The sequence below is a fragment of the Streptomyces sp. NPDC002573 genome (genome assembly GCF_042889625.1).
GTDB classification, from domain to species: domain Bacteria; phylum Actinomycetota; class Actinomycetes; order Streptomycetales; family Streptomycetaceae; genus Streptomyces; species Streptomyces gibsoniae.
The window spans coordinates 292,837-313,457 of sequence record NZ_JBIARC010000001.1; the positions used below are offsets into that span (position 1 = coordinate 292,837).

The 20,621-nt window shown below is 69.8% G+C and carries 13 protein-coding genes and 1 pseudogene; 6 read left to right on the forward strand and 8 right to left on the reverse strand.

The window, feature by feature from the left end; translation table 11 throughout:
• Positions 1-9: 9 nt before the first annotated feature.
• Together rpsG and rpsL are read right to left on the reverse strand one after the other, a co-directional pair.
• On the reverse strand, positions 10-480 hold the full coding sequence (gene rpsG / locus ACFYX0_RS01375) for a 30S ribosomal protein S7 (RefSeq protein WP_003992340.1): 471 nt from the start codon (positions 478-480) through the stop codon (positions 10-12).
• A gap of 2 nt (positions 481-482) precedes the next feature.
• Positions 483-854 (reverse strand): 30S ribosomal protein S12, encoded by a 372-nt coding sequence (rpsL, locus tag ACFYX0_RS01380; protein WP_003948652.1) that lies wholly within the window; start codon positions 852-854, stop codon positions 483-485.
• Between the two features lie 452 nt (positions 855-1,306).
• Here rpsL and ACFYX0_RS01385 point away from each other — a divergent pair, with 452 nt between their 5' ends.
• The 6 genes from ACFYX0_RS01385 to ACFYX0_RS01410 all read left to right on the forward strand — a co-directional run bounded on the left by ACFYX0_RS01385 (position 1,307) and on the right by ACFYX0_RS01410 (position 9,022).
• Positions 1,307-2,071 carry a Crp/Fnr family transcriptional regulator gene (locus tag ACFYX0_RS01385; RefSeq protein ID WP_388965028.1) on the forward strand — a complete coding sequence of 255 codons (765 nt, stop codon included), beginning with the start codon at positions 1,307-1,309 and terminating at the stop codon, positions 2,069-2,071.
• A 158-nt stretch (positions 2,072-2,229) separates the two neighbouring features.
• A complete protein-coding gene (locus ACFYX0_RS01390; RefSeq protein WP_355908351.1) occupies positions 2,230-3,105 on the forward strand; it encodes a hypothetical protein in 876 nt (291 codons plus the stop codon).
• Positions 3,102-5,318 carry a hypothetical protein gene (locus ACFYX0_RS01395; protein ID WP_388965031.1) on the forward strand — a complete coding sequence of 739 codons (2,217 nt, stop codon included), beginning with the start codon at positions 3,102-3,104 and terminating at the stop codon, positions 5,316-5,318. Before ACFYX0_RS01390 ends, ACFYX0_RS01395 begins: the two co-directional genes overlap by 4 nt.
• A 70-nt stretch (positions 5,319-5,388) precedes the next feature.
• Positions 5,389-7,101, forward strand: a complete 1,713-nt coding sequence (locus ACFYX0_RS01400) for a hypothetical protein (protein ID WP_388965033.1) — start codon at positions 5,389-5,391, stop codon at positions 7,099-7,101.
• Positions 7,098-7,643 carry a Pycsar system effector family protein gene (locus ACFYX0_RS01405; RefSeq protein WP_388965036.1) on the forward strand — a complete coding sequence of 182 codons (546 nt, stop codon included), beginning with the start codon at positions 7,098-7,100 and terminating at the stop codon, positions 7,641-7,643. The genes ACFYX0_RS01400 and ACFYX0_RS01405 overlap by 4 nt, the downstream gene beginning before the upstream one ends.
• A gap of 59 nt (positions 7,644-7,702) precedes the next feature.
• Positions 7,703-9,022, forward strand: a complete 1,320-nt coding sequence (locus ACFYX0_RS01410; protein ID WP_388965039.1) for a M48 family metalloprotease — start codon at positions 7,703-7,705, stop codon at positions 9,020-9,022.
• Positions 9,023-9,104: 82 nt separating this feature from the next.
• Here the strand turns inward: ACFYX0_RS01410 and ACFYX0_RS01415 are convergent, their stop codons facing one another.
• The 6 genes and pseudogenes from ACFYX0_RS01415 to ACFYX0_RS01440 form a co-directional block, all read right to left on the reverse strand.
• On the reverse strand, positions 9,105-13,004 hold the full coding sequence (locus tag ACFYX0_RS01415) for a DNA-directed RNA polymerase subunit beta' (RefSeq protein WP_311696786.1): 3,900 nt from the start codon (positions 13,002-13,004) through the stop codon (positions 9,105-9,107).
• A gap of 93 nt (positions 13,005-13,097) precedes the next feature.
• Positions 13,098-16,583, reverse strand: a complete 3,486-nt coding sequence (gene rpoB / locus ACFYX0_RS01420; RefSeq protein WP_311696787.1) for a DNA-directed RNA polymerase subunit beta — start codon at positions 16,581-16,583, stop codon at positions 13,098-13,100.
• 729 nt (positions 16,584-17,312) lie between these two features.
• Positions 17,313-17,696, reverse strand: a complete 384-nt coding sequence (gene rplL, locus ACFYX0_RS01425; protein ID WP_355908367.1) for a 50S ribosomal protein L7/L12 — start codon at positions 17,694-17,696, stop codon at positions 17,313-17,315.
• A 111-nt stretch (positions 17,697-17,807) separates the two neighbouring features.
• Positions 17,808-18,338, reverse strand: a complete 531-nt coding sequence (rplJ, locus tag ACFYX0_RS01430) for a 50S ribosomal protein L10 (protein WP_059127163.1) — start codon at positions 18,336-18,338, stop codon at positions 17,808-17,810.
• A 333-nt stretch (positions 18,339-18,671) separates the two neighbouring features.
• Positions 18,672-19,544: a DUF1396 domain-containing protein gene (locus tag ACFYX0_RS01435; RefSeq protein ID WP_388965042.1), complete on the reverse strand. Its 873-nt coding sequence runs from the start codon at positions 19,542-19,544 to the stop codon at positions 18,672-18,674.
• Between the two features lie 108 nt (positions 19,545-19,652).
• A pseudogene (locus tag ACFYX0_RS01440) lies at positions 19,653-20,519 on the reverse strand (hypothetical protein); the annotation flags it as partial.
• Between the last annotated feature and the right edge of the window lie 102 nt (positions 20,520-20,621).

Here is a 20,621-nt window from a genome sequence, read left to right on the forward strand (position 1 = left end):
GGGTAGCGACTACCAGCGGTAGTGCGCGAAGGCCTTGTTGGACTCGGCCATCTTGTGCGTGTCCTCGCGCTTCTTCACAGCGGCACCGAGGCCGTTGGAAGCGTCGAGAAGCTCGTTGAGCAGACGCTCGGTCATGGTCTTCTCGCGACGGGCGCGGGAGTAACCGACCAGCCAGCGCAGCGCGAGCGTGTTGGCGCGACCGGGCTTGACCTCGATCGGAACCTGGTACGTCGCACCACCGACACGGCGGGACTTGACCTCAAGGGTCGGCTTGATGTTCTCCAGCGCGCGCTTCAGCGTGATGATCGGGTCGTTGCCCGTCTTCTCACGCAGACCCTCCATGGCGCCGTAGACGATGCGCTCGGCGGTGGAGCGCTTGCCGTTCAGCAGCACCTTGTTGATCAGGGAGGTCACCAGAGGAGAACCGTAGACCGGGTCGATGATGACCGGGCGCTTCGGGGCGGGGCCCTTACGAGGCATTCTTACTTCTCCTTCTTGGCGCCGTAGCGGCTGCGGGCCTGCTTGCGGTTCTTGACACCCTGGGTGTCGAGCGAACCACGGATGATCTTGTAGCGAACACCCGGCAGGTCCTTCACACGGCCGCCGCGCACGAGCACGATGGAGTGCTCCTGCAGGTTGTGTCCCTCACCCGGAATGTAAGCGGTGACCTCGATCCCGCTGGTCAGGCGCACACGCGCGACCTTACGCAGGGCCGAGTTCGGCTTCTTCGGGGTGGTCGTGAACACACGCGTGCAGACGCCACGACGCTGAGGGGAACCCTCGAGTGCGGGCGTCTTGTTCTTCTCGACCTTGTCCTGCCGGCCCTTGCGGACCAGCTGCTGGATCGTAGGCACTACTTCTCCGGTTTCTGTGTGCCGATGGGTACAGCTAACCTGGAACGTCTCCGACCCACGCGGTCGGGTGTGTCGAATCCCGCAAACTCCCGCCGCGAGGCGAAAAGGGCGCAGATTGCGGTGGCCGGTCAGAACTCCCGGTGCGGTGTGGAGGCACGCACGAGAGCCAGGGCACACCCCAGGCACAAGGTCTGAGCGTACCTACCGCACGGACTTCGGTCAAAACAAATGGAGTCCCCCGCGACACGCCGGACTTTCCACCTCGCCACCTGGGATTCGTCCCACTTGTCCCGGCGCTCCCCCGGGGACGGCGCGCCCTGCCGTGCCGCAGGTCGCCCGGTGCCCCGAGCCCTTCGGCCACGCTTGGCCGAAACCCGTGCTTCCCCGCCACGCGGTCTTGCGCTTTGAGTACGTTGATCCGTCCGCTCGGGCGCGAGAAATCGGGGGATGGAATGGCGACGACACCGAGGCCGCCGACGGCGTACTCACCGGACGACGGCGGCCTGGACGACCGGGTGCCCTTCCTGGCGCGTCTGGAGGCAGAGGACCGCTCGGCCCTGCTGGCGCTCGGCCGTGAGCTGACCTTCAGCCCGCGCATGGTGCTCGTGCACCAGCACGAGCCCTCGTCCCATGTCCTCTTCCTCGTACACGGCTGGACGAAGGTCACCGCCTCCGCGGCCAACGGCTACGAGGCGCTCCTCGCGCTGCGCGGGCCCGGCGACATCGTGGGCGAGTCGGCCGCGCTCACCGGCCGGCCGCGGTCGGCCACGGTGTCCGCGCTGGAGGCGGTGCGGGCGACGGCCGTGGAGCACGAGCGGTTCAAGGACTTCCTGAACCGCTCCCCCGCCGTCTCGTTCGCCCTGCTGGGGCTGACCGCGGACCGCACCCGCGCGGCCGACCGGCGCCGGCTGGAGTTCGCGTCCATGAGCGTGCGCGAGCGCTTCGCGGTCCTGCTGCTGGACCTCGCCCGCACCCACGGCCGGCGCACCGCCGACGGCATCGAGCTGGCGGTGCCGCTGAGCAAGCAGGAGCTGGCCGGCTCGGTGGGCGCCTCACGGGAGATGGTGCAGCGGCTGCTGCGCGAACTGCGCGACAGGGAAGCCGTCGTGACGGGCCGCCGCACCCTGCTGATCCTGCGCCCCGACCTTCTGCGCCGGATCGCCGCCGCGGGGCCCGCGCCGGGCGTTCCCGCCCCGTCGGAGCCCCTGGAGGGCTGACGGGGGCCCTCCCTTCCTCGACGAGGTGGGGCCCCGGTCGTCCCGTCCGACGCTCTGTGCACACGGTCACACTCCGAGTGCGTCATCCGCCCTCACCACTCGGGAAGCCACGCGGCCAGTCTGCTGCCCTGCACGGCGTTCCCCCTCGAGAGGCGACCATGACCGATCCCGTGAGCCGCACGATCCTGCTGCTGGACATCGAGAGGTTCAGCGACCGGGACGACGTGGAGCAGGCGTATCTGAGGCGCATGCTCTACGACATCACCGACCGCACGCTGGAAGGCGCCGGCATCGACGAGACCCGGCGGCTGCGGGCCGACCGCGGCGACTCGGTGATGGCTCTCATCGACGCGAACGCCTCGGTCACGGCGTTGCTGCGGGCCCTGCTCACGGATGTCCCGGCGCATCTGCGGACGGTCAACCGCATGGCCTCCCGCTCCGCCCAGATCCGGCTGCGCGGCGTCGTCGCCATCGGCTATGTCGCGGTGGACGAGCACGACGGCTGGGTCGGCTCCGATCTGAACCACGCATGCCGGCTGCTGGACGCCGGGATGCTGCGCGAGGCGCTGCGTGAGCGGACGAACGACTTCGCGCTGTGCGTCTCGGACGCCCTCTACGCCGGGGTGGTGCGCCATGACCACGTCGGCGTCCCGGCCGCCGACTTCCACCCGGTGACGGTGGAGAGCAAGAACGGCCCCCTCAGGGCGTGGCTGCACGGACCGGTCCCCGGCGCCACGGCCGCGGGCGGCCCCGAGGACCACGGTGACACGGGGGCGGGGGAGGCGCCGGGCGGATCGGGGGACCGCCCGGCGCCGCGGGTGCCCCCGCGCGGCACGCCCGCCCCCGAGGACCGCCCGGCGCCGGGCGGATCAGGGGGAGCCCCGGCGCCGGGCCCTGTCGTCACGATCCAGGGCGGCACCTTCAGCGGGGGCGTGATCGGCGGTGCCCAGTACGGCGGCATCAGCGGCGGCCACTTCTCCGGTGACGTCGTCCTCGGCGAGGGCGGCGGACGTGAGCGGGGCGAGCGCCCATGAGCACCCCCGAGGCGGGGGCTCCCCCGCACCCGGTGCCCGACGCCGGGAGCCCGGCGAAGGACCAGCCACCGGCCGACCCGGCACCCTCCGACGACACCGGGCACGGCGACCAGCCGGAGCCCGAGGAGCGCGACCAGCCGCAGAACGCCTGGTCGGCCCGGCGTGACCTGGTCGACCACAGCCCGCGGTCCATGAACGTCGGCGCCCGGGCCCGCTTCAGCGGCGGGCTGCTCGGCGGCGACCAGCACGGCGGCATCAGCGGCGGCCAGTTCTCCGGCGATGTCTTCCTCGGCAGCAAGACGGAGATCTACCAGCTCACGGCCCCCGGCTTCGGCACCTCCGCCTCGGCGTCCGGCGAGATACCGGCGGCCACCCTCGAGGAGCTGTCGAGCCGGTTCGTCGCCGACGAGAGACTCATGTCCCGGCTGCTCGGCCGGCTGCGCGACGACCGCGTCCTGGTGCTGTCCGGCGGCCGGTTCACCGGCCGGCGCACCGCCGCGCTGATGCTGCTGCACCGCCTCGGCGCCCTTCCGGTGCGCACCCTGGTGCACGACACCACCGGCCCGAGCGGTCTGGCCGACCTGGTCACCGGCGAGCACCAGGCCCGCGGTCATGTCCTGTGCGACCTCGCCCCGCGCCGCGACGACCCGCTGCGCTGGACCCATCTGCTGGCCGCCCGGGACCGCCTCGCCGAACGGGACGCCTATCTGGTCGTCACCCTCGACCCCGGCGCCGCCCTGGACGACGTGACCGCCGAGGAGTGGCGCGCACCGGCCGCCGCGGACGTGCTCGCCGTGCAGTTGCGCGCCCGCACCGACGAGGAGACCGCCGCCAAGCTGCTCGACCTGCCGCAGGTGGCCGACTTCCTGGAGCGCAGCCACCAGCCGCGCGAGGCCGCCGCGTTCGCCCAGCTGCTCGGCCGGTACGCCGCCGGGGAGGTCGCCGAGGACGCGGTCGGCCAGTTCTCCCTGGTCTCACTGGAGTCCCAGGTCCAGGAGTGGTTCGAGGAGGACGACACCTCCCTGCATCTGCGCGACAAGGCGTTCCTCGTCGCGCTCGCCGCCTTCGACGGCGGCCCGTACGCGCTGACCGCCGAACTCAGCGACCTGCTCTACCGCTTCCTTCAGGAGACCGAGAACCCGGCCCACGTCCCCGAGGTCCCCGTCTTCGGCACCCATGTCGGCAAACGGCTCCAACGGGCGCGTGCCGAGCGGTACTCGGAGGACGAACAGACCGAGTGGGGCCCGGTCACCCAGCAGAAGGCCAGATTCCGCGACGAGCGGGCCTCCCTGGTGCTGCTGCGCGAGGTGTGGACCGGGCATCCCTCCGCCCGCCCCGCCCTGATCCGCTGGCTGCGCCGGCTCGCGGACGACGGCCGCCCCCTGGTCCGCACCCGCGCCGCCGCAACCGTCGCCGTCCTCACCCGCACCGATCTGCCGTCGGCGATGGCCCTGGTCATCGAGCCGTGGGGAACCTCCAAGCTGTTCCGGCACCGGCTCGTCGCCGTCAACTCCCTCACCCTCGCCCATCTCATCGACACGCCCAACATCCCGCGCATCCTCGACGCCTGGTGCGCGGGCGACGATCCACGACTGCGCTGGGTGGCCGTGCGGGCGTACGGGCTGCTCGGCCCGGAGCGCCCGGAACAGGCCCTGGCCGCGCTGCGCGGCGCCGTACGGCGGCTGTACGCGGACGCGCCCGACGACATCGACGGCGAGCTGGCGCGGGAGCTCGCCGAGGCGGTGGAGCTGCTGCTGCTGTCGGCGGCGAGCGAGACGGTCCTCGCCGAGCTGCGCACCCATCTGGACGACGACCGGGCCGTGCACGACCTCACGCTGGGCGGGTTCGTCAACGCGTGCAGGCGCACCGAGAGCGACGACCAGCGCTACGGCACTCCGCTGGTCCTCGGCTGGTTCGCCCGTTCGGCGGCCGAGGGCGGGCCGGCCGCGCAGGGCGTCCCGTATCTGTGGCGCGCCGCTCTGGCCGACCCGCGCACCACCCGGCACGCGCTGGACGTGCTGCGCGAGTGGGTGCTGATCGCCGACCGGTCCACGGCGGTCGAGTGGGCGCTGGCCGCGCTGCTGCCCACGCTCGTCACCACGGCCGCCGAGGACCAGCGGCTGAGCCATCTGCTGCGCACCATGCCCGGCGAGGACGGTGATCCCCCGCCGCTGGTCGCGTCCCGTCTGCTCACCACCCTGCCCACCCGCTGACCTCATCTCCGCGCGCGAGCCGCGCATACGCCCGCACGTCCGTCGTACGTCCCGAGGAGCCACACGCACCATGCCCACTTTCCACCGCCAGCCCGAGTGGCAGCAGTCGGCGGACCGGCACACGCAGCTGGTCGACCCGGTGCTCACCGTGCGTCAGCTGTCGCGTTTCGAGTTCAACCTGAGGCAGCTCGTCCGCATCGACCACGCACTCGTCTTCTCCACCCCGAAGGGCTCCTACGAGGCGTATCTGCCGCCGCGGCGCCCGACGCGCGCCGAGGTCGCCGCGAACCGGTACACCGCCGTGTACGAGGTGGACATGGGCGTGCATCCCTGGACCTCGGAACTCGCGCTGCCCAGCGACAACGACGCCTTCGAGTTCACGGCCGAGGTCGACATCTCCTGGCAGGTCCTGGACCCGGCCCGGTTCGTGGCGAGCGGTCACCGGGACGTGCCCGGGCTGGTGCTCAGCGAACTACAGCAGGCCGCCCGGCCGGTGACCCGCCGCTTCGCCATCGCCGACAGCGCGGCGGCCGAACAGGAGCTGCTCCAGGCGGTCACCGTGCTGGGTCCGCTCGGGGCACCCGCGGGACTGCAGGTCACCTGGACCCTGCGCATCAAGCGCGACAGGGCCAACATCGAGCACCAGCAGCGGTTGCAGGCCATCGACCACAACGCCACCGAACAGGTCCGTGTCACCCAGCGGAGCATGGAGGTCGACGTCGAGACCGACCGCCGACAGCGGCAACAGGACTCCCTGCAGATCGAACGGATGATGGCCTACGGCACCCAGCAGCAGGAACTGATGATCCAGCAGCAGCGGTGGCAGTACGAGCAGGCCATGCTGCACAGCGGACAGCAGCACCAGCTCGCGCTGCAACAGGGGCAGCAGCAGCTGGAACTTCAGCAGCTCGAGGCCCAGAAGGTCGCCTTCTACGAGTGGCATCTCCAGCAGGGCGGCGTCCACGCCTGGGCACTTCATCTCGCCCAGCACCCGGAGGACTCACGGCTCGTCATGGCCAGCATGCGCGAGGACCAACTCCGCATGATCCAGTCACAGATGGAACTCGTGCGGCAGCTCCTGAACGGTGACGCGGCGGAGGGCTACGAGTTGGAGGGGCCCAAGCAACTGGCCCTCCGCACGGTCAACGACATCCTCACCCAGCGGCTGCCCGGCGTCCCCCAGACCCCGCCCCCGCTGCCCGAGGGCACGGGACCGGTCTATCCGGGCGCGCCCGAGCCCCCGGTGAACCCGTCGGCGGTCCGGCCGGACGACGCCGTGCCGGGCCAGGCGCCGTCGGCCGCGGCGGCCCCGGGACCCGGCGGCCCGTTCGGGTTCCCGGGGCCCCAGCCGGGGGCTGCCCCGGGCGGGCCCCCCTTCCCACCGCCGGTGCCGGGCGCAGCACCCTTCCCACCGCTGGTGCCGGGCGCCCCGCCGTTCACACCACCGGTGCCGGGCGCGCCCCCGTTCACACCGCCGCCCCCGGGCGTCCCGCCCTTCGTTCCGCCGGCTCCGGGCACGCAGCAGCCCTGGCAGACGGCCATGCCGAACGGCGCCGGTGGCGTACCGCAGGATCCGCAGCACGTCGCGTACGGCGCCGGTCAGGCCCCGGCCTGGCAGCCCCCGCCCGGCTACGGCACCACGCCCACCGTGCCCGCCGGGGCCCCGGCCCCGGCCGCCGGCAAGGACCCCAGGGTCGCCGCGGACACCGAGGACGGCGAGGACACCGGCACGTCCATGGGCCCCGGGGGGACCGGAAGCGGCACCGAAAAGGACGGCACATGACCGCCCCCGGCGCGGCGCCCGCCCCGCCCACCGGCAGCGCCGCCGACCCCGCGGCACGCGCCCAGCTCTGTGAGCGGCTCCTGACCGAGCTGCGGGCCGAGATCTCCCGGGCCGACAGCAAGGCGTCGGTCCTGGTCGCCGCCCTCGGCATGACCGCGGGTGTCTTCAGCGGGCTCCTCGCCGGGCGGCAGTGGACCCCGGCCGCGCTCTCCGGAGCGGGCACCGTGCTGTGGTGGGCCGGAGCCGTCTGCCTCGCCCTCTCGCTGTTCGCCCTGCTGTTCGCCGTCCTCCCCCGCTACCGCTCCGGGACCTGGACGCCGGGCCTTCCGCTGTCCTATTTCGGCGACATCCAGCAGGCCGTCAAGCACGGCCACTTGGAGAGCGCGCTCGCCGACACCGAGCGCCTGCCCACGGCCGGCCTGACCGGGGCGCTCGCCGAGACGAGCCGGATCGCCGCGCGCAAGCACCAGTGGATCCGGGCGGGACTCGTCGCCTTCGGCTCCGGCACGGTCCTGCTGCCCGCCTCCCTGCTGATCCGCTGATCCGCCGACCCGCCGTAGCGCGGTCGTCCCCGCACCCGCAGACGAAGGAAAGAACGACCATGTCCCAACCACCGCAACCGGTCCCGCCGGAGTACCCCGGCTCACCGGCCCACACCGGCGCACAGCAGCCGATAGCGCCGCAGTACCCGCAACAGCCTCCCGCCTACCCGCAGCCCGGCCCTGCCGCCCCGCAGCGCCCCCAGGCGGGCCCAGCCCCGCAGTACCCCCAGGCGGGCCCGCCCCCGCAGTACCCCCAGGCGGCACCCCCACCCCCGTACCCGGCCCCGCCCGCCTATCCGCAGCCGGCCCCTCCCCCGTCTCCCCAGTCGGCCCCACCGCCCCACCCTGCGCAGGCCGGTCCGACTCCCCCGCCCGCGACGCCCGAGGCACCGCCCCTGTCCCCCGACGACCCCGCGCACCCGCACCCGCACCCGCACCACATCAGCACCGACCACGGCCGCGTCCATCTGTCGAAGGACCAGCGCCGCACCGACGCCACCGCCGTCGGCAACCTCCTGCTGCATCTGCCGAACTTCCTGTGCAGCCTCTTCGTGGTCGGCCTGGTCTCGGCCTTCTTCGGCAAGTTCGCCGTCGTGCTGATCCTCTCCTGGATCGCCAGCGGCGCACTCGTGTTCCACCGCCCCACCGAAAGCGCCCTCGCGCGCCATCTGCTTCGTCTGCGCTACCCCACTCCACAAGAACGAGCCAAACTCGAACCGGTGTGGCGTACGGTCACGGCCCGCGCCGGGATCGAGGGCCGCAGCTATGAGCTGTGGGTGGAGGACAGCGACGGGCTCAACGCGGTCGCCGCGGCCGGCCATATCGTCGGTGTCACCCGCTTCGCCATGAACCAGCTGCCCAACGGCGAACTGGCCGCCGTACTGGCGCACGAGCTGGGCCACCACGTCGGCGGCCACGCATGGTCCTCCCTGCTCGGCTACTGGTACGCGCTGCCCGGCCGGGTGGCCTGGCGCCTTCTCAAGGCGTTCTCCGGCTTCGCGTTCAAGGTGTCGCGGGCGTTCGGCTGCTTCGGCGTCGCCTTCGTGGTGCTGTTCATGGGCGGCCTCGCGCTGGCGACGATCAGCACGCTCTACGGGCTGCCGCTGCTGCTGCTCGGCGTCCCCTACGCGCTCGCCGCCGTCGGCCGCCGCTCCGAGCTGCGCGCCGACGAGCACGCGGCCGCCCTCGGCTTCGCCCCGATGCTGGCCGCCGTTCTGCACAAGCTGCACCAGCAGGAGCAGCGGACAACGGCCGAGCTGGCCGCTCGCAACGGGGGCGTCCCCGTGGAAGAGGGCACTCTCGGCAGGCTGCTCTCCTCGCACCCGGACTACCACACCCGGCTGCACCACCTTCAGCCCTACCTCCAGCCGGGGCACTGAGCCCGGCGGCGGGCCGACCCCGGACACGCCGAAGGGCGGCCACCTCACAAGAGGTGACCGCCCTTCGGTTCAGGCTGCTCGCTTACTGGTTGTACGGACCGTAGTCGTAGTCCTCCAGCGGCACCGCCTGGCCGGAGCCGGCGCCGAACGGCGAGTAGTCGATGTCGTCGTAGCCGACGGCCGAGTACATCGCGGCCTTGGCCTCCTCGGTCGGCTCCACCCGGATGTTGCGGTAGCGGGACAGACCCGTACCGGCCGGGATGAGCTTACCGATGATGACGTTCTCCTTGAGGCCGATGAGGCTGTCGGACTTGGCGTTGATCGCCGCGTCCGTCAGGACTCGGGTCGTCTCCTGGAAGGAGGCGGCCGACAGCCAGGACTCCGTCGCCAGCGAGGCCTTGGTGATACCCATGAGCTGCGGACGACCGGAGGCCGGGTGACCGCCCTCCTGGACCACACGACGGTTCTCGGTCTCGAACTTCGAGCGCTCGACCAGCTCGCCGGGCAGCAGCTCGGCGTCGCCGGACTCGATGATCGTCACACGGCGGAGCATCTGCCGGATGATGATCTCGATGTGCTTGTCGTGGATCGACACACCCTGCGAGTTGTACACCTTCTGGACCTCGCCGACCAGGTGGACCTGGACGGCACGCTGGCCCAGGATGCGCAGCACGTCGTGCGGGTTGGTGGCACCCACGGTGAGCTTCTGGCCCACCTCGACGTGCTCGCCCTCGCTGACCAGGAGTCGGGCGCGCTTCGAGATCGGGTACGCCGTCTCGTCGCTGCCGTCGTCCGGCGTGATGACGATCTTCTTGGTCTTCTCGGTCTCCTCGATCCGCACGCGGCCCTGGGCCTCGGAGATCGGGGCGACACCCTTCGGGGTACGGGCCTCGAAGAGCTCGACGACACGCGGCAGACCCTGGGTGATGTCGTCACCGGCCACACCACCGGTGTGGAAGGTACGCATCGTCAGCTGGGTACCGGGCTCACCGATGGACTGGGCGGCGATGATGCCGACCGCCTCACCGATGTCGACCAGCTTGCCGGTGGCCAGCGAGCGGCCGTAGCACATGGCGCAGGTGCCGACGGCGGACTCACAGGTCAGGACCGAGCGGGTCTTGACCTCCGAGATGCCACGGGCGACGAGCTCCTCGATGAGGACGTCCCCCAGGTCGGTACCGGCCGGGGCCAGCACCTGACCGTCGACGACGATGTCCTCGGCGAGGCAGCGCGCGTACACGGACGTCTCGACGTTCTCCGCCTTGCGCAGCACGCCGTCCGCCCCGACCTCCGCGATGTGGAGCTTGAGACCGCGCTCGGTGCCGCAGTCCTCCTCGCGGATGATGACGTCCTGGGAGACGTCGACCAGACGACGGGTCAGGTAACCCGAGTCGGCGGTACGCAGGGCGGTGTCCGCGAGACCCTTACGGGCACCGTGCGTGGAGATGAAGTACTCCAGCACGGACAGGCCCTCACGGAACGACGCCTTGATCGGACGCGGGATGGTCTCGTTCTTCGCGTTCGACACCAGACCACGCATACCGGCGATCTGCCGCATCTGCATCATGTTTCCTCGGGCACCCGAGTCAACCATCATGAAGATGGGGTTCGTCTTGGGGAAGTTCGCGTTCATCGCCTCGGCGACCTCGTTGGTCGCCTTGGTCCAGATGTTGATGAGCTCCTGAGTGCGCTCTTCCTTGGTGATCAGACCGCGCTCGTACTGCTTCTGGACCTTCTCGTCCTGCGCCTCGTAGCCCTTGACGATCTCCTTCTTCGCCTCGGGAACGACGACGTCGGAGATGGCGACGGTGACACCGGAACGGGTCGCCCAGTAGAAGCCGGCCGCCTTCAGGTTGTCGAGCGTCGCCGCCACGATGACCTTGGGGTAGCGCTCGGCGAGGTCGTTGACGATCTCGGAGAGCTGCTTCTTGCCGACCGAGTAGTCGACGAACGGGTAGTCCTCGGGCAGCAGCTCGTTGAAGAGCGCACGGCCCAGCGTGGTCTTCAGACGGAAGCTGTCACCCAGCTGCCACTCCGGCTCGCCCTCTTCCTGCGCCGGCGGGGTCCAGCCGCGCGGCGGGATGGTGCCCACCGGGAAGCGGATGTCCACGGCCGCCTGCAGCGAGAGCTCACCGGCGTCGAACGCCATGATCGCCTCGGCGGTGGAGCCGAAGGACCGGCCCTCGCCCTTGACGTCACGCAGCTCGCCGTCCGTGGTCAGGAAGAACAGACCGAGGACCATGTCCTGGGTCGGCATCGTGACCGGGCGGCCGTCGGCGGGCTTGAGGATGTTGTTCGAGGACAGCATCAGGATGCGGGCCTCGGCCTGCGCCTCCGCGGACAGCGGCAGGTGCACGGCCATCTGGTCACCGTCGAAGTCCGCGTTGAACGCGGTGCAGACGAGCGGGTGGATCTGGATGGCCTTGCCCTCGACCAGCTGCGGCTCGAAGGCCTGGATGCCGAGGCGGTGCAGGGTGGGCGCACGGTTCAGCAGCACCGGGTGCTCGGCGATGACCTCTTCGAGGACGTCGTACACGACGGTGCGGCCGCGCTCCACCATGCGCTTGGCCGACTTGATGTTCTGCGCGTGGTTCAGGTCGACCAGGCGCTTCATCACGAACGGCTTGAAGAGCTCCAGCGCCATCGCCTTGGGCAGACCGCACTGGTGCAGCTTCAGCTGCGGACCGACGACGATCACGGAACGCGCCGAGTAGTCGACACGCTTGCCGAGCAGGTTCTGACGGAAGCGACCCTGCTTACCCTTCAGCATGTCGCTGAGGGACTTCAGCGGGCGGTTGCCGGGGCCCGTGACCGGGCGACCACGACGGCCGTTGTCGAACAGGGCGTCGACGGCCTCCTGGAGCATGCGCTTCTCGTTGTTCACGATGATCTCGGGCGCACCGAGGTCGAGAAGCCGCTTCAGGCGGTTGTTGCGGTTGATCACACGGCGGTACAGGTCGTTCAGGTCCGAGGTCGCGAAGCGGCCACCGTCCAGCTGCACCATCGGACGCAGGTCCGGCGGGATGACCGGGACGCAGTCCAGGACCATGCCCTTGGGGCTGTTGGAGGTCTGCAGGAACGCGGAGACGACCTTCAGCCGCTTGAGGGCACGGGTCTTCTTCTGGCCCTTGCCGGTGCGGATGATCTCGCGGAGCTTCTCGGCCTCCTCCTCGAGGTCGAAGGACTCCAGGCGCTTCTGCAGCGCCGCGGCACCCATCGAACCGTCGAAGTACGTGCCGAAGCGGTCCCGCAGCTCGCGGTAGAGCAGCTCGTCGCCCTCGAGGTCCTGGACCTTGAGGTTCTTGAACCGGGTCCACACCTCGTCGAGACGGTCGATCTCGCGCTGCGCACGGTCGCGCAGCTGCTTCATCTCGCGCTCGGCACCCTCGCGCACCTTGCGGCGCACGTCGGCCTTGGCACCCTCGGCCTCCAGCTCGGCCAGGTCGGCCTCGAGCTTCTTGGCGCGGGCCTCCAGGTCGGCGTCGCGACGGTTCTCGATCTGCTGCCGCTCGACGGAGACGTGCGCCTCCAGGGAGGGCAGGTCACGCGTACGGCGCTCCTCGTCGACGTACGTGATCATGTACGCCGCGAAGTAGATGACCTTCTCCAGGTCCTTCGGGGCGAGGTCGAGCAGGTAGCCCAGCCGCGACGGAACGCCCTTGAAGTACCAGATGTGCGTGACCGGGGCGGCCAGCTCGATGTGGCCCATCCGCTCACGGCGCACCTTGGCGCGCGTGACCTCTACGCCACAGCGCTCACAGATGATGCCCTTGAAGCGGACGCGCTTGTACTTGCCGCAGTAGCACTCCCAGTCCCGGGTGGGGCCGAAGATCTTCTCGCAGAAGAGGCCGTCCTTCTCGGGCTTGAGGGTGCGGTAGTTGATGGTCTCGGGCTTCTTGACCTCGCCGTGGCTCCACTGACGGATGTCGTCCGCGGTGGCCAGGCCGATCCGGAGCTCGTCGAAGAAGTTGACGTCGAGCACTATGCGTCAATCCCTCTCAGGGTCGTAAGTCTTTCGGTCTGTACGGGGGTCCCGGGGTCGGCGGGCCTTGGAGTCAGGCCCGCCGGACTCCCGTCAGACCTCTTCGACGCTGCTCGGCTCGCGCCGGGACAGGTCGATGCCGAGCTCCTCCGCAGCGCGGAAGACGTCCTCGTCGGTGTCGCGCATCTCGATGGACATACCGTCGCTGGACAGCACCTCCACGTTCAGGCACAGGGACTGCATCTCCTTGATGAGCACCTTGAAGGACTCGGGGATGCCGGGCTCGGGGATGTTCTCGCCCTTGACGATGGCCTCGTAGACCTTCACGCGGCCGGTGACGTCGTCGGACTTGATGGTCAGCAGCTCCTGGAGGGCGTACGCGGCGCCGTAGGCCTCGAGGGCCCACACCTCCATCTCGCCGAACCGCTGGCCACCGAACTGGGCCTTACCACCCAGCGGCTGCTGGGTGATCATCGAGTACGGACCGGTCGACCGAGCGTGCAGCTTGTCGTCGACCAGGTGGTGCAGCTTCAGGATGTACATGTAGCCGACGGAGATCGGGTCCGGGAACGGCTCACCCGAGCGGCCGTCGAACAGCCGCGCCTTGCCGGACGGGAGGACCAGACGGTCGCCGTCGCGGTTCGGGATGGTGTGCTGGAGCAGACCCGCCAGCTCGTCCTCACGGGCACCGTCGAAGACCGGGGTCGCGACGTTGGTCCGCGGGTCGACCTGGTCGGCGCCGATCGCCTGCAGGCGCTGCGCCCACTCGTCCGCGAGGCCGGAGACGTCCCAGCCGCGGCTGGCGAGCCAGCCGAGGTGGATCTCCAGGACCTGTCCCGGGTTCATTCGGGACGGCACACCCAGCGGGTTGAGGATGATGTCGACCGGGGTGCCGTCCTCCAGGAACGGCATGTCCTCGATCGGCAGGATCTTGGAGATGACACCCTTGTTGCCGTGACGGCCGGCGAGCTTGTCACCGTCGGTGATCTTGCGCTTCTGCGCGACGTAGACGCGGACCAGCTGGTTCACGCCCGGCGGCAGCTCGTCGCCCTCCTCGCGGTCGAAGACGCGCACACCGATGACCTTGCCGGTCTCGCCGTGCGGCACCTTCAGCGAGGTGTCACGGACCTCACGGGCCTTCTCACCGAAGATCGCGCGGAGCAGACGCTCCTCGGGGGTCAGCTCGGTCTCACCCTTCGGGGTGACCTTGCCGACGAGGATGTCACCGGCGATGACCTCGGCACCGATACGGATGATGCCGCGCTCGTCGAGGTCGGCGAGGACCTCCTCGGAGACGTTCGGGATGTCCCGGGTGATCTCCTCGGGCCCGAGCTTGGTGTCACGGGCGTCGACCTCGTGCTCCTCGATGTGGATCGAGGAGAGTACGTCGTCCTGCACGAGGCGCTGCGACAGGATGATCGCGTCCTCGTAGTTGTGACCCTCCCACGGCATGAACGCCACGAGCAGGTTCTTGCCGAGCGCCATCTCGCCGTTCTGCGTGGCGGGACCGTCGGCGAGGACCTGGCCCTCGATGAGGCGGTCGCCCTCGTTGACGATGACCTTCTGGTTGACCGAGGTGCCCTGGTTGGAGCGGGCGAACTTGGCCAGGCGGTACGTGATGTACGTGCCGTCGTCGTTGGCCGTGGTGATGTAGTCCGCGGAGACCTCCTGGACCACACCCGCCTTCTCGGCCTTGACGACGTCGCCGGCGTCGACGGCGGAGCGGTACTCCATGCCGGTACCGACGAGCGGGGCCTCCGACTTGATCAGCGGAACGGCCTGGCGCATCATGTTCGCGCCCATGAGGGCACGGTTGGCGTCGTCGTGCTCGAGGAACGGGATCATGGCGGTCGCGACCGACACCATCTGGCGCGGCGAGACGTCCATGTAGTCCACGTCGTCACCGGCGACGTAGTCGACCTCGCCGCCACGGCGGCGGACCAGGACGCGGGCCTCGGCGAAGCGCAGTTCGTCGGTGAGACCGGCGTTGGCCTGCGCGATGACGAAGCGGTCCTCCTCGTCGGCGGTCAGGTAGTCCACCTCGTCGGTGACCTGGCCGTCGACGACCTTGCGGTACGGGGTCTCGACGAAACCGAACGCGTTGACCCGGCCGTAGGAGGCGAGCGAGCCGATCAGACCGATGTTCGGGCCTTCAGGGGTCTCGATCGGGCACATACGGCCGTAGTGCGACGGGTGCACGTCACGGACCTCGAAGCCGGCCCGCTCACGGGAGAGACCACCCGGGCCGAGCGCGGACAGACGACGCTTGTGCGTCAGCCCGGACAGCGGGTTGTTCTGGTCCATGAACTGGGACAGCTGGCTGGTGCCGAAGAACTCCTTGATGGAGGCGACGACCGGCCGGATGTTGATCAGGGTCTGCGGCGTGATCGCCTCGACGTCCTGGGTCGTCATGCGCTCGCGGACGACGCGCTCCATACGGGCCAGACCGGTGCGGACCTGGTTCTGGATGAGCTCACCGACGCTGCGCAGACGACGGTTGCCGAAGTGGTCGATGTCGTCGGTCTCGACGACGATCGCCTGACCGCTGTCGCCGACCGTCTCGGTCTCGCCTGCGTGCAGCTTCACCAGGTACTTGATCGTCGAGATGACGTCCTCGACGGTCAGGATGCCCGCGTCCAGCGGAGCGTCCGCACCCAGCTTCTTGTTGACCTTGTAGCGGCCGACCTTCGCGAGGTCGTAGCGCTTCGGGTTGAAGTACAGGTTCTCCAGCAGCGTCTGCGCGGCCTCACGCGTGGGGGGCTCGCCCGGACGCAGCTTGCGGTAGATGTCGAGCAGCGCGTCGTCCTGGCCCTGGGTGTGGTCCTTCTCCAGGGTGGCGCGCATGGACTCGTACTCGCCGAACTCCTCGAGAATCTGCTCGGTCGTCCAGCCGAGCGCCTTCAGGAGAACGGTCACGGACTGCTTGCGCTTACGGTCGATACGGACACCGACCATGTCGCGCTTGTCGATCTCCATCTCCAGCCAGGCACCCCGGGACGGGATGATCTTGGCCGAGAAGATGTCCTTGTCGGACGTCTTGTCGATGGAGGAGTCGAAGTAGACACCCGGCGAACGGACCAGCTGCGACACGACGACACGCTCGGTGCCGTTGATGACGAACGTGCCCTTGTTCGTCATGAGCGGGAAGTCGCCCATGAAGACGGTCTGGGACTTGATCTCGCCGGTCTCGTTGTTGGTGAACTCGGCCGTGACGAAGAGAGGCGCGGCGTACGTGAAGTCGCGCTCCTTGCACTCGTCGATCGAGTTCTTCGGCGGCTCGAAGCGGTGGTCGCGGAACGTCAGCGACATCGACCCGGAGAAGTCCTCGATCGGGGAGATCTCCTCGAAGATCTCCTCGAGACCGGACTTGGTGGGGACGTCCTGACCGGACTCCAGAGCCTCCTCGACCCGACTCTGCCAGGCGGTGTTCCCGAGCAGCCAGTCAAAGCTCTCGGTCTGCAGCGCGAGCAGGTTGGGAACCTCGAGAGGCTCCTTGATCTTTGCAAAGGAAATGCGCAGCGGGGCGGTGCTGGCGCCGTTGTTCGTATTCGCGGTCGAGGCAGTGCGCGAGGCGGCCAAGAGGGGGTCCTTCCGAGGGCTCGGACTCACTACGCGCGTACCGGTCCCCACCAGGCACAGAGATGGAAAGCCTCAGGTCAGAGACTCTTTATCGTCGGTGCTCAAGCGAGGGGCCTGCTCCTGGTGACGGGCAGGAGGCAGCTAACAGGCAGCGCAAAGGGTCAGTGTAGCCACTTGGCACACTGATGTCCAGTGCGGGTTTGCAGGCCCACGACAGAAGCCCTCGTTGTCCCTCAACAGCTGCGGCAAGCCACGCCCTCGATGCACATCGATACTGCCCTCTTCGTCGTCGATCCATGCCTCGGATCCGGATCGTTGTGACGACGCGTCCTGAGAATTGCGCGCTGCGTGCAGTTCGTCAAGGCCCCCCATGGCCGAACCGGGTGCTGCCATCGTCACTTGCAACTGTCACCGGGGCCCTCGGGACGCACGACGAAGATCACCATACTCCCCGCGGCGACGGCCGCAAGGCAGCCGCCACCGGACCCCCCGGAACGCCGAAGAGCGACCACCCGGATGGATGATCGCCCTTCGGTGCGTTCGCGTTACAGCCCTACGAGTGAGCCTCGACCGGAATCCCGTGGGCACCGGCTGCGGCGTTCGAGTGAACCGGACCCGCACATGCGAAAGGGCCGCACGGAGCGAGGCTCCGTACGGCCCGGTGAGCCCTGCACCAGGCCCGGTGGGCCCTGGTGCGGCCCGTGGGTCCCTGTGGGGACCCAGGAGGTGTTACTTGACCTCGACGGAGGCGCCGGCACCCTTGAGGGACTCGGCGGCCTTCTCGGCGGCGTCCTTGGCGACCTTCTCCAGGACGGGCTTCGGGGCGCCGTCCACGAGGTCCTTGGCCTCCTTGAGGCCCAGGGAGGTCAGCTCGCGCACGACCTTGATGACCTGGATCTTCTTGTCGCCGGCACCGGTGAGGATGACGTCGAACTCGTCCTTCTCCTCCTCGGCCTCGACGGCGGCGGCCGGACCGGCCGGGCCCGCGACGGCGACCGCGGCGGCGGCGGTGACGTCGAACTTCTCCTCGAACGCCTTCACGAACTCGGAGAGCTCGATGAGGGTCATCTCCTCGAACTGCGCGAGCAGGTCTTCCTGGGTGAGCTTCGCCATGATGGGCGATCCTTCCATTGATTCGGCTGGTGCCGGATGTACATGTCTGGCGGGCGTACGTTCGGCCCGCTACGACCACCGCCTCAGGCGGCGGTCATTTCGCGAGCCGAATTACTCGGCACCGCCCTGCTCGGCCTGCTTGGCGCGAAGAGCGTCCACGGTGCGGACGAGCTTCGACGGGAGCGCCTGGAAGACCTGAGCAGCCTGGGTCTGCTTGCCCTTGAAGGCGCCCGCCAGCTTGGCGAGCAGAACCTCGCGGGACTCGAGGTCCGCAAGCTTCTTGATCTCGTCGGCGGACAGCGCCTTGCCGTCAAGGACACCGCCCTTGATGACGAGGTTCGGGTTGTCCTTGGCGAAGTCACGAAGACCCTTCGCCGACTCCACCGGGTCACCGGTGACGAAGGCGACCGCCGTCGGACCGTTGAACAGGTCGTCGAGCGTCGTGATCCCGGCCTCGTTGGCCGCAATCTTGGTCAGCGTGTTCTTCACCACGGCGTACTGGGCGTTCTCACCGAGCGAACGGCGCAGCGTCTTGAGCTGCGCCACGGTGAGACCCCGGTACTCGGTCAGCACGGCGGCGTTCGAGCTGCGGAACTGCTCCGCGAGCTCGGCCACCGCGGCAGCCTTGTCGGGCCTTGCCATAGAGCGTCGGCCTCCTTCCGGGTGATGGGACCGCTCGGAAGGGGCTGGGCTAAAACGAAACGCCCCGGCGCAGGCGCACGGGGCGGACTCGACCGGGTGCACACGCGGCTCACGCGTGTACTCCGGGAGTTCTTCCACATTCACCTGCGCGGGTCGTCCGCAGTACAGCGGATCCTTCGGCCGCCGCACCCTCAATCGAGAGAACGGCAACGACCAGCGGTCTTTGGCTTCTGTAGGAGAGTACGGGAACGGATCGCCGTCGGGCAAATCCGTTCCCGCGCCCGGCCGGGCCCGGCCCCGGGGACTTGTCGTACGGGGCTCGGCCCGCCGGGGTCAGCCCTGCTGGGCGCCCTTCATCATCTCGGCGAGGTCGGCCGTGTCCTTGGCGGACGGGGCCGTCACCGTCACCGGCTTGTTGTAGTCGACGAAGGTGATGGTCATGTCCAGCGGTCCCTTGTCGGCGTCACCGCGCATCCGGAACTGCTTGGTGTGGTTGCTGCCGTCGATCCACATGTCCATGGACATCTTGTCCGCGCCCATCTTGGCGTACTGGTCGAGGCCCTTCTCGCGCTGCTCGAGGGTGGCCTTGTCCAGCTTCTGGGCCTTGAGGGAGGCGCGCATCTCCGCGACGGTGATGTCGCCCTTGTAGTGGGTCGTCTGCACGCCGTCGACGGTCTCGGTGCCGACCTTCGTCACATGCTTGGAGCTGGTCAGGAACGTGGAGTCCTGGGCAGGGTTCTGGTTCGCCTGGCCGGCCGCCCCCATCTGGTCCAGGTTCTTCTGCATGTCGCCGCCCAGCGCGCCCAGGTCGAGCTTCATCCAGTGCTTGCCGCCCAGCTCCTTGGCAGCCTCGCCACCCGCGCCGATGTACATCACCTTGTCGACGAAGCGGATCTCGACCGGGCCCCCGGTCTTCTGCTCCGACGACGTCATCTTCATGCTCATGGCGAGCGGCTTCATGGCCATCTGGGCCTCGGCCTTGACCTGGCCCGCGCCCGGCATCGTCCCGGTCATCCGGTAGTGCAGGGACGTGATGCCCTCGGAGTTCTTCGCGGCCGCGGCGACGGCCGCGGCGGGCGACATCCGCGGCGACTCCTCCGCGCTGTTGCCCTTCGAGCAGCCGACCGCTCCGCCGCCCAGAACCAGGGCCGCGAGCACCGCGCCGGCCGCACCGCGCTCCACCCGGTTGCGCACAGCAAAGGTCATGATTCCCCCCAGAGAACACATGGTTGATCCATAACAAGACCGCGAGCCTATACCCAAGGACTGACAAAGGCGCGTCAATTCCGGCGTCAAGCAGTGAACGGGGATGTGCTATGAACCCCGGGTGCTCATCAGTTCCTTGAAGTCCGCGGTGTCCGCCGCCGGGGGCCGGCCGGCCGCGACCTTCACGCCGTAGTCGCGGTAGTAGGCCGTGGCGGACATCCGGCCGCCGGCCAGGTCGCCCTTCTCGACCTTCTTGACCAGCAGGGCGTGGTCGTCGACCCAGATGTCGACGGTCTCCCTGGTCACCCCGGCCTGCTCCAGCCGCTCCCGCAGCGCGGCCGCGTCCTCTCCTGTGAGGTTCGCCGGGGTGACCGTGCCCGAGTAGTGCGTGGTACGCCGGCCGCGCACCGTCTCCTCGCCCACCCTGTGCACGTCCCCGGAGGCACGCAGCAACCGGACCGGCTGGAGCGGCGCGGTGTTGCGGAGCTGGTCCGTGAGATACGCGCCCGAGCCGCCGGGCAGGGCTGTCAGGTCGCCGTAGCCGTAGCGGATCCAGTGCCGGCCCCGGAGGCGGCGGGCGAACGTCTCGCCGACCTCGGCGTAGTACGCGTCGGGCAGCAGCCGCGCCTCCATGGAGGTGCTGCTGAGGGCACGCATGGTGGCGGCGAGCTGCCCGCCGGTGTACGTGATGCGGAGCGTGCCGACCGGCTCGCCGGACCAGCCGAGCGTGCCGTCCGTCCTGAGGGAGAGCATGTCGCCCATGACGGTCGCGGACTCGATGCGGGCCGAACCGGCCCGCACGGTGGCCTTCTCCACGCCGCGCAGAGCGGCGGCCGACCGGGGGTCGACCCGTGCCGGGGGGGGGGGGGGGGGGGGGGGGGGGCGGGGGGGGCGGCGGGGCGGGGGCGGGGGGGGGGCCCCCCCCCCCCCCCCGGGGGGGCCCCCCCCCCCCCCCCCCCCCCCCCCCCCCCCCGGGGGGCCCCCCCGCCCCGGGGGGCCCGGGGGGCCCCCCGGGACCCTTGTCGGAGCCGCTGTCGCCGGAGAAGCTGCACCCCGCCAGGACGGACAGCGCGGCGA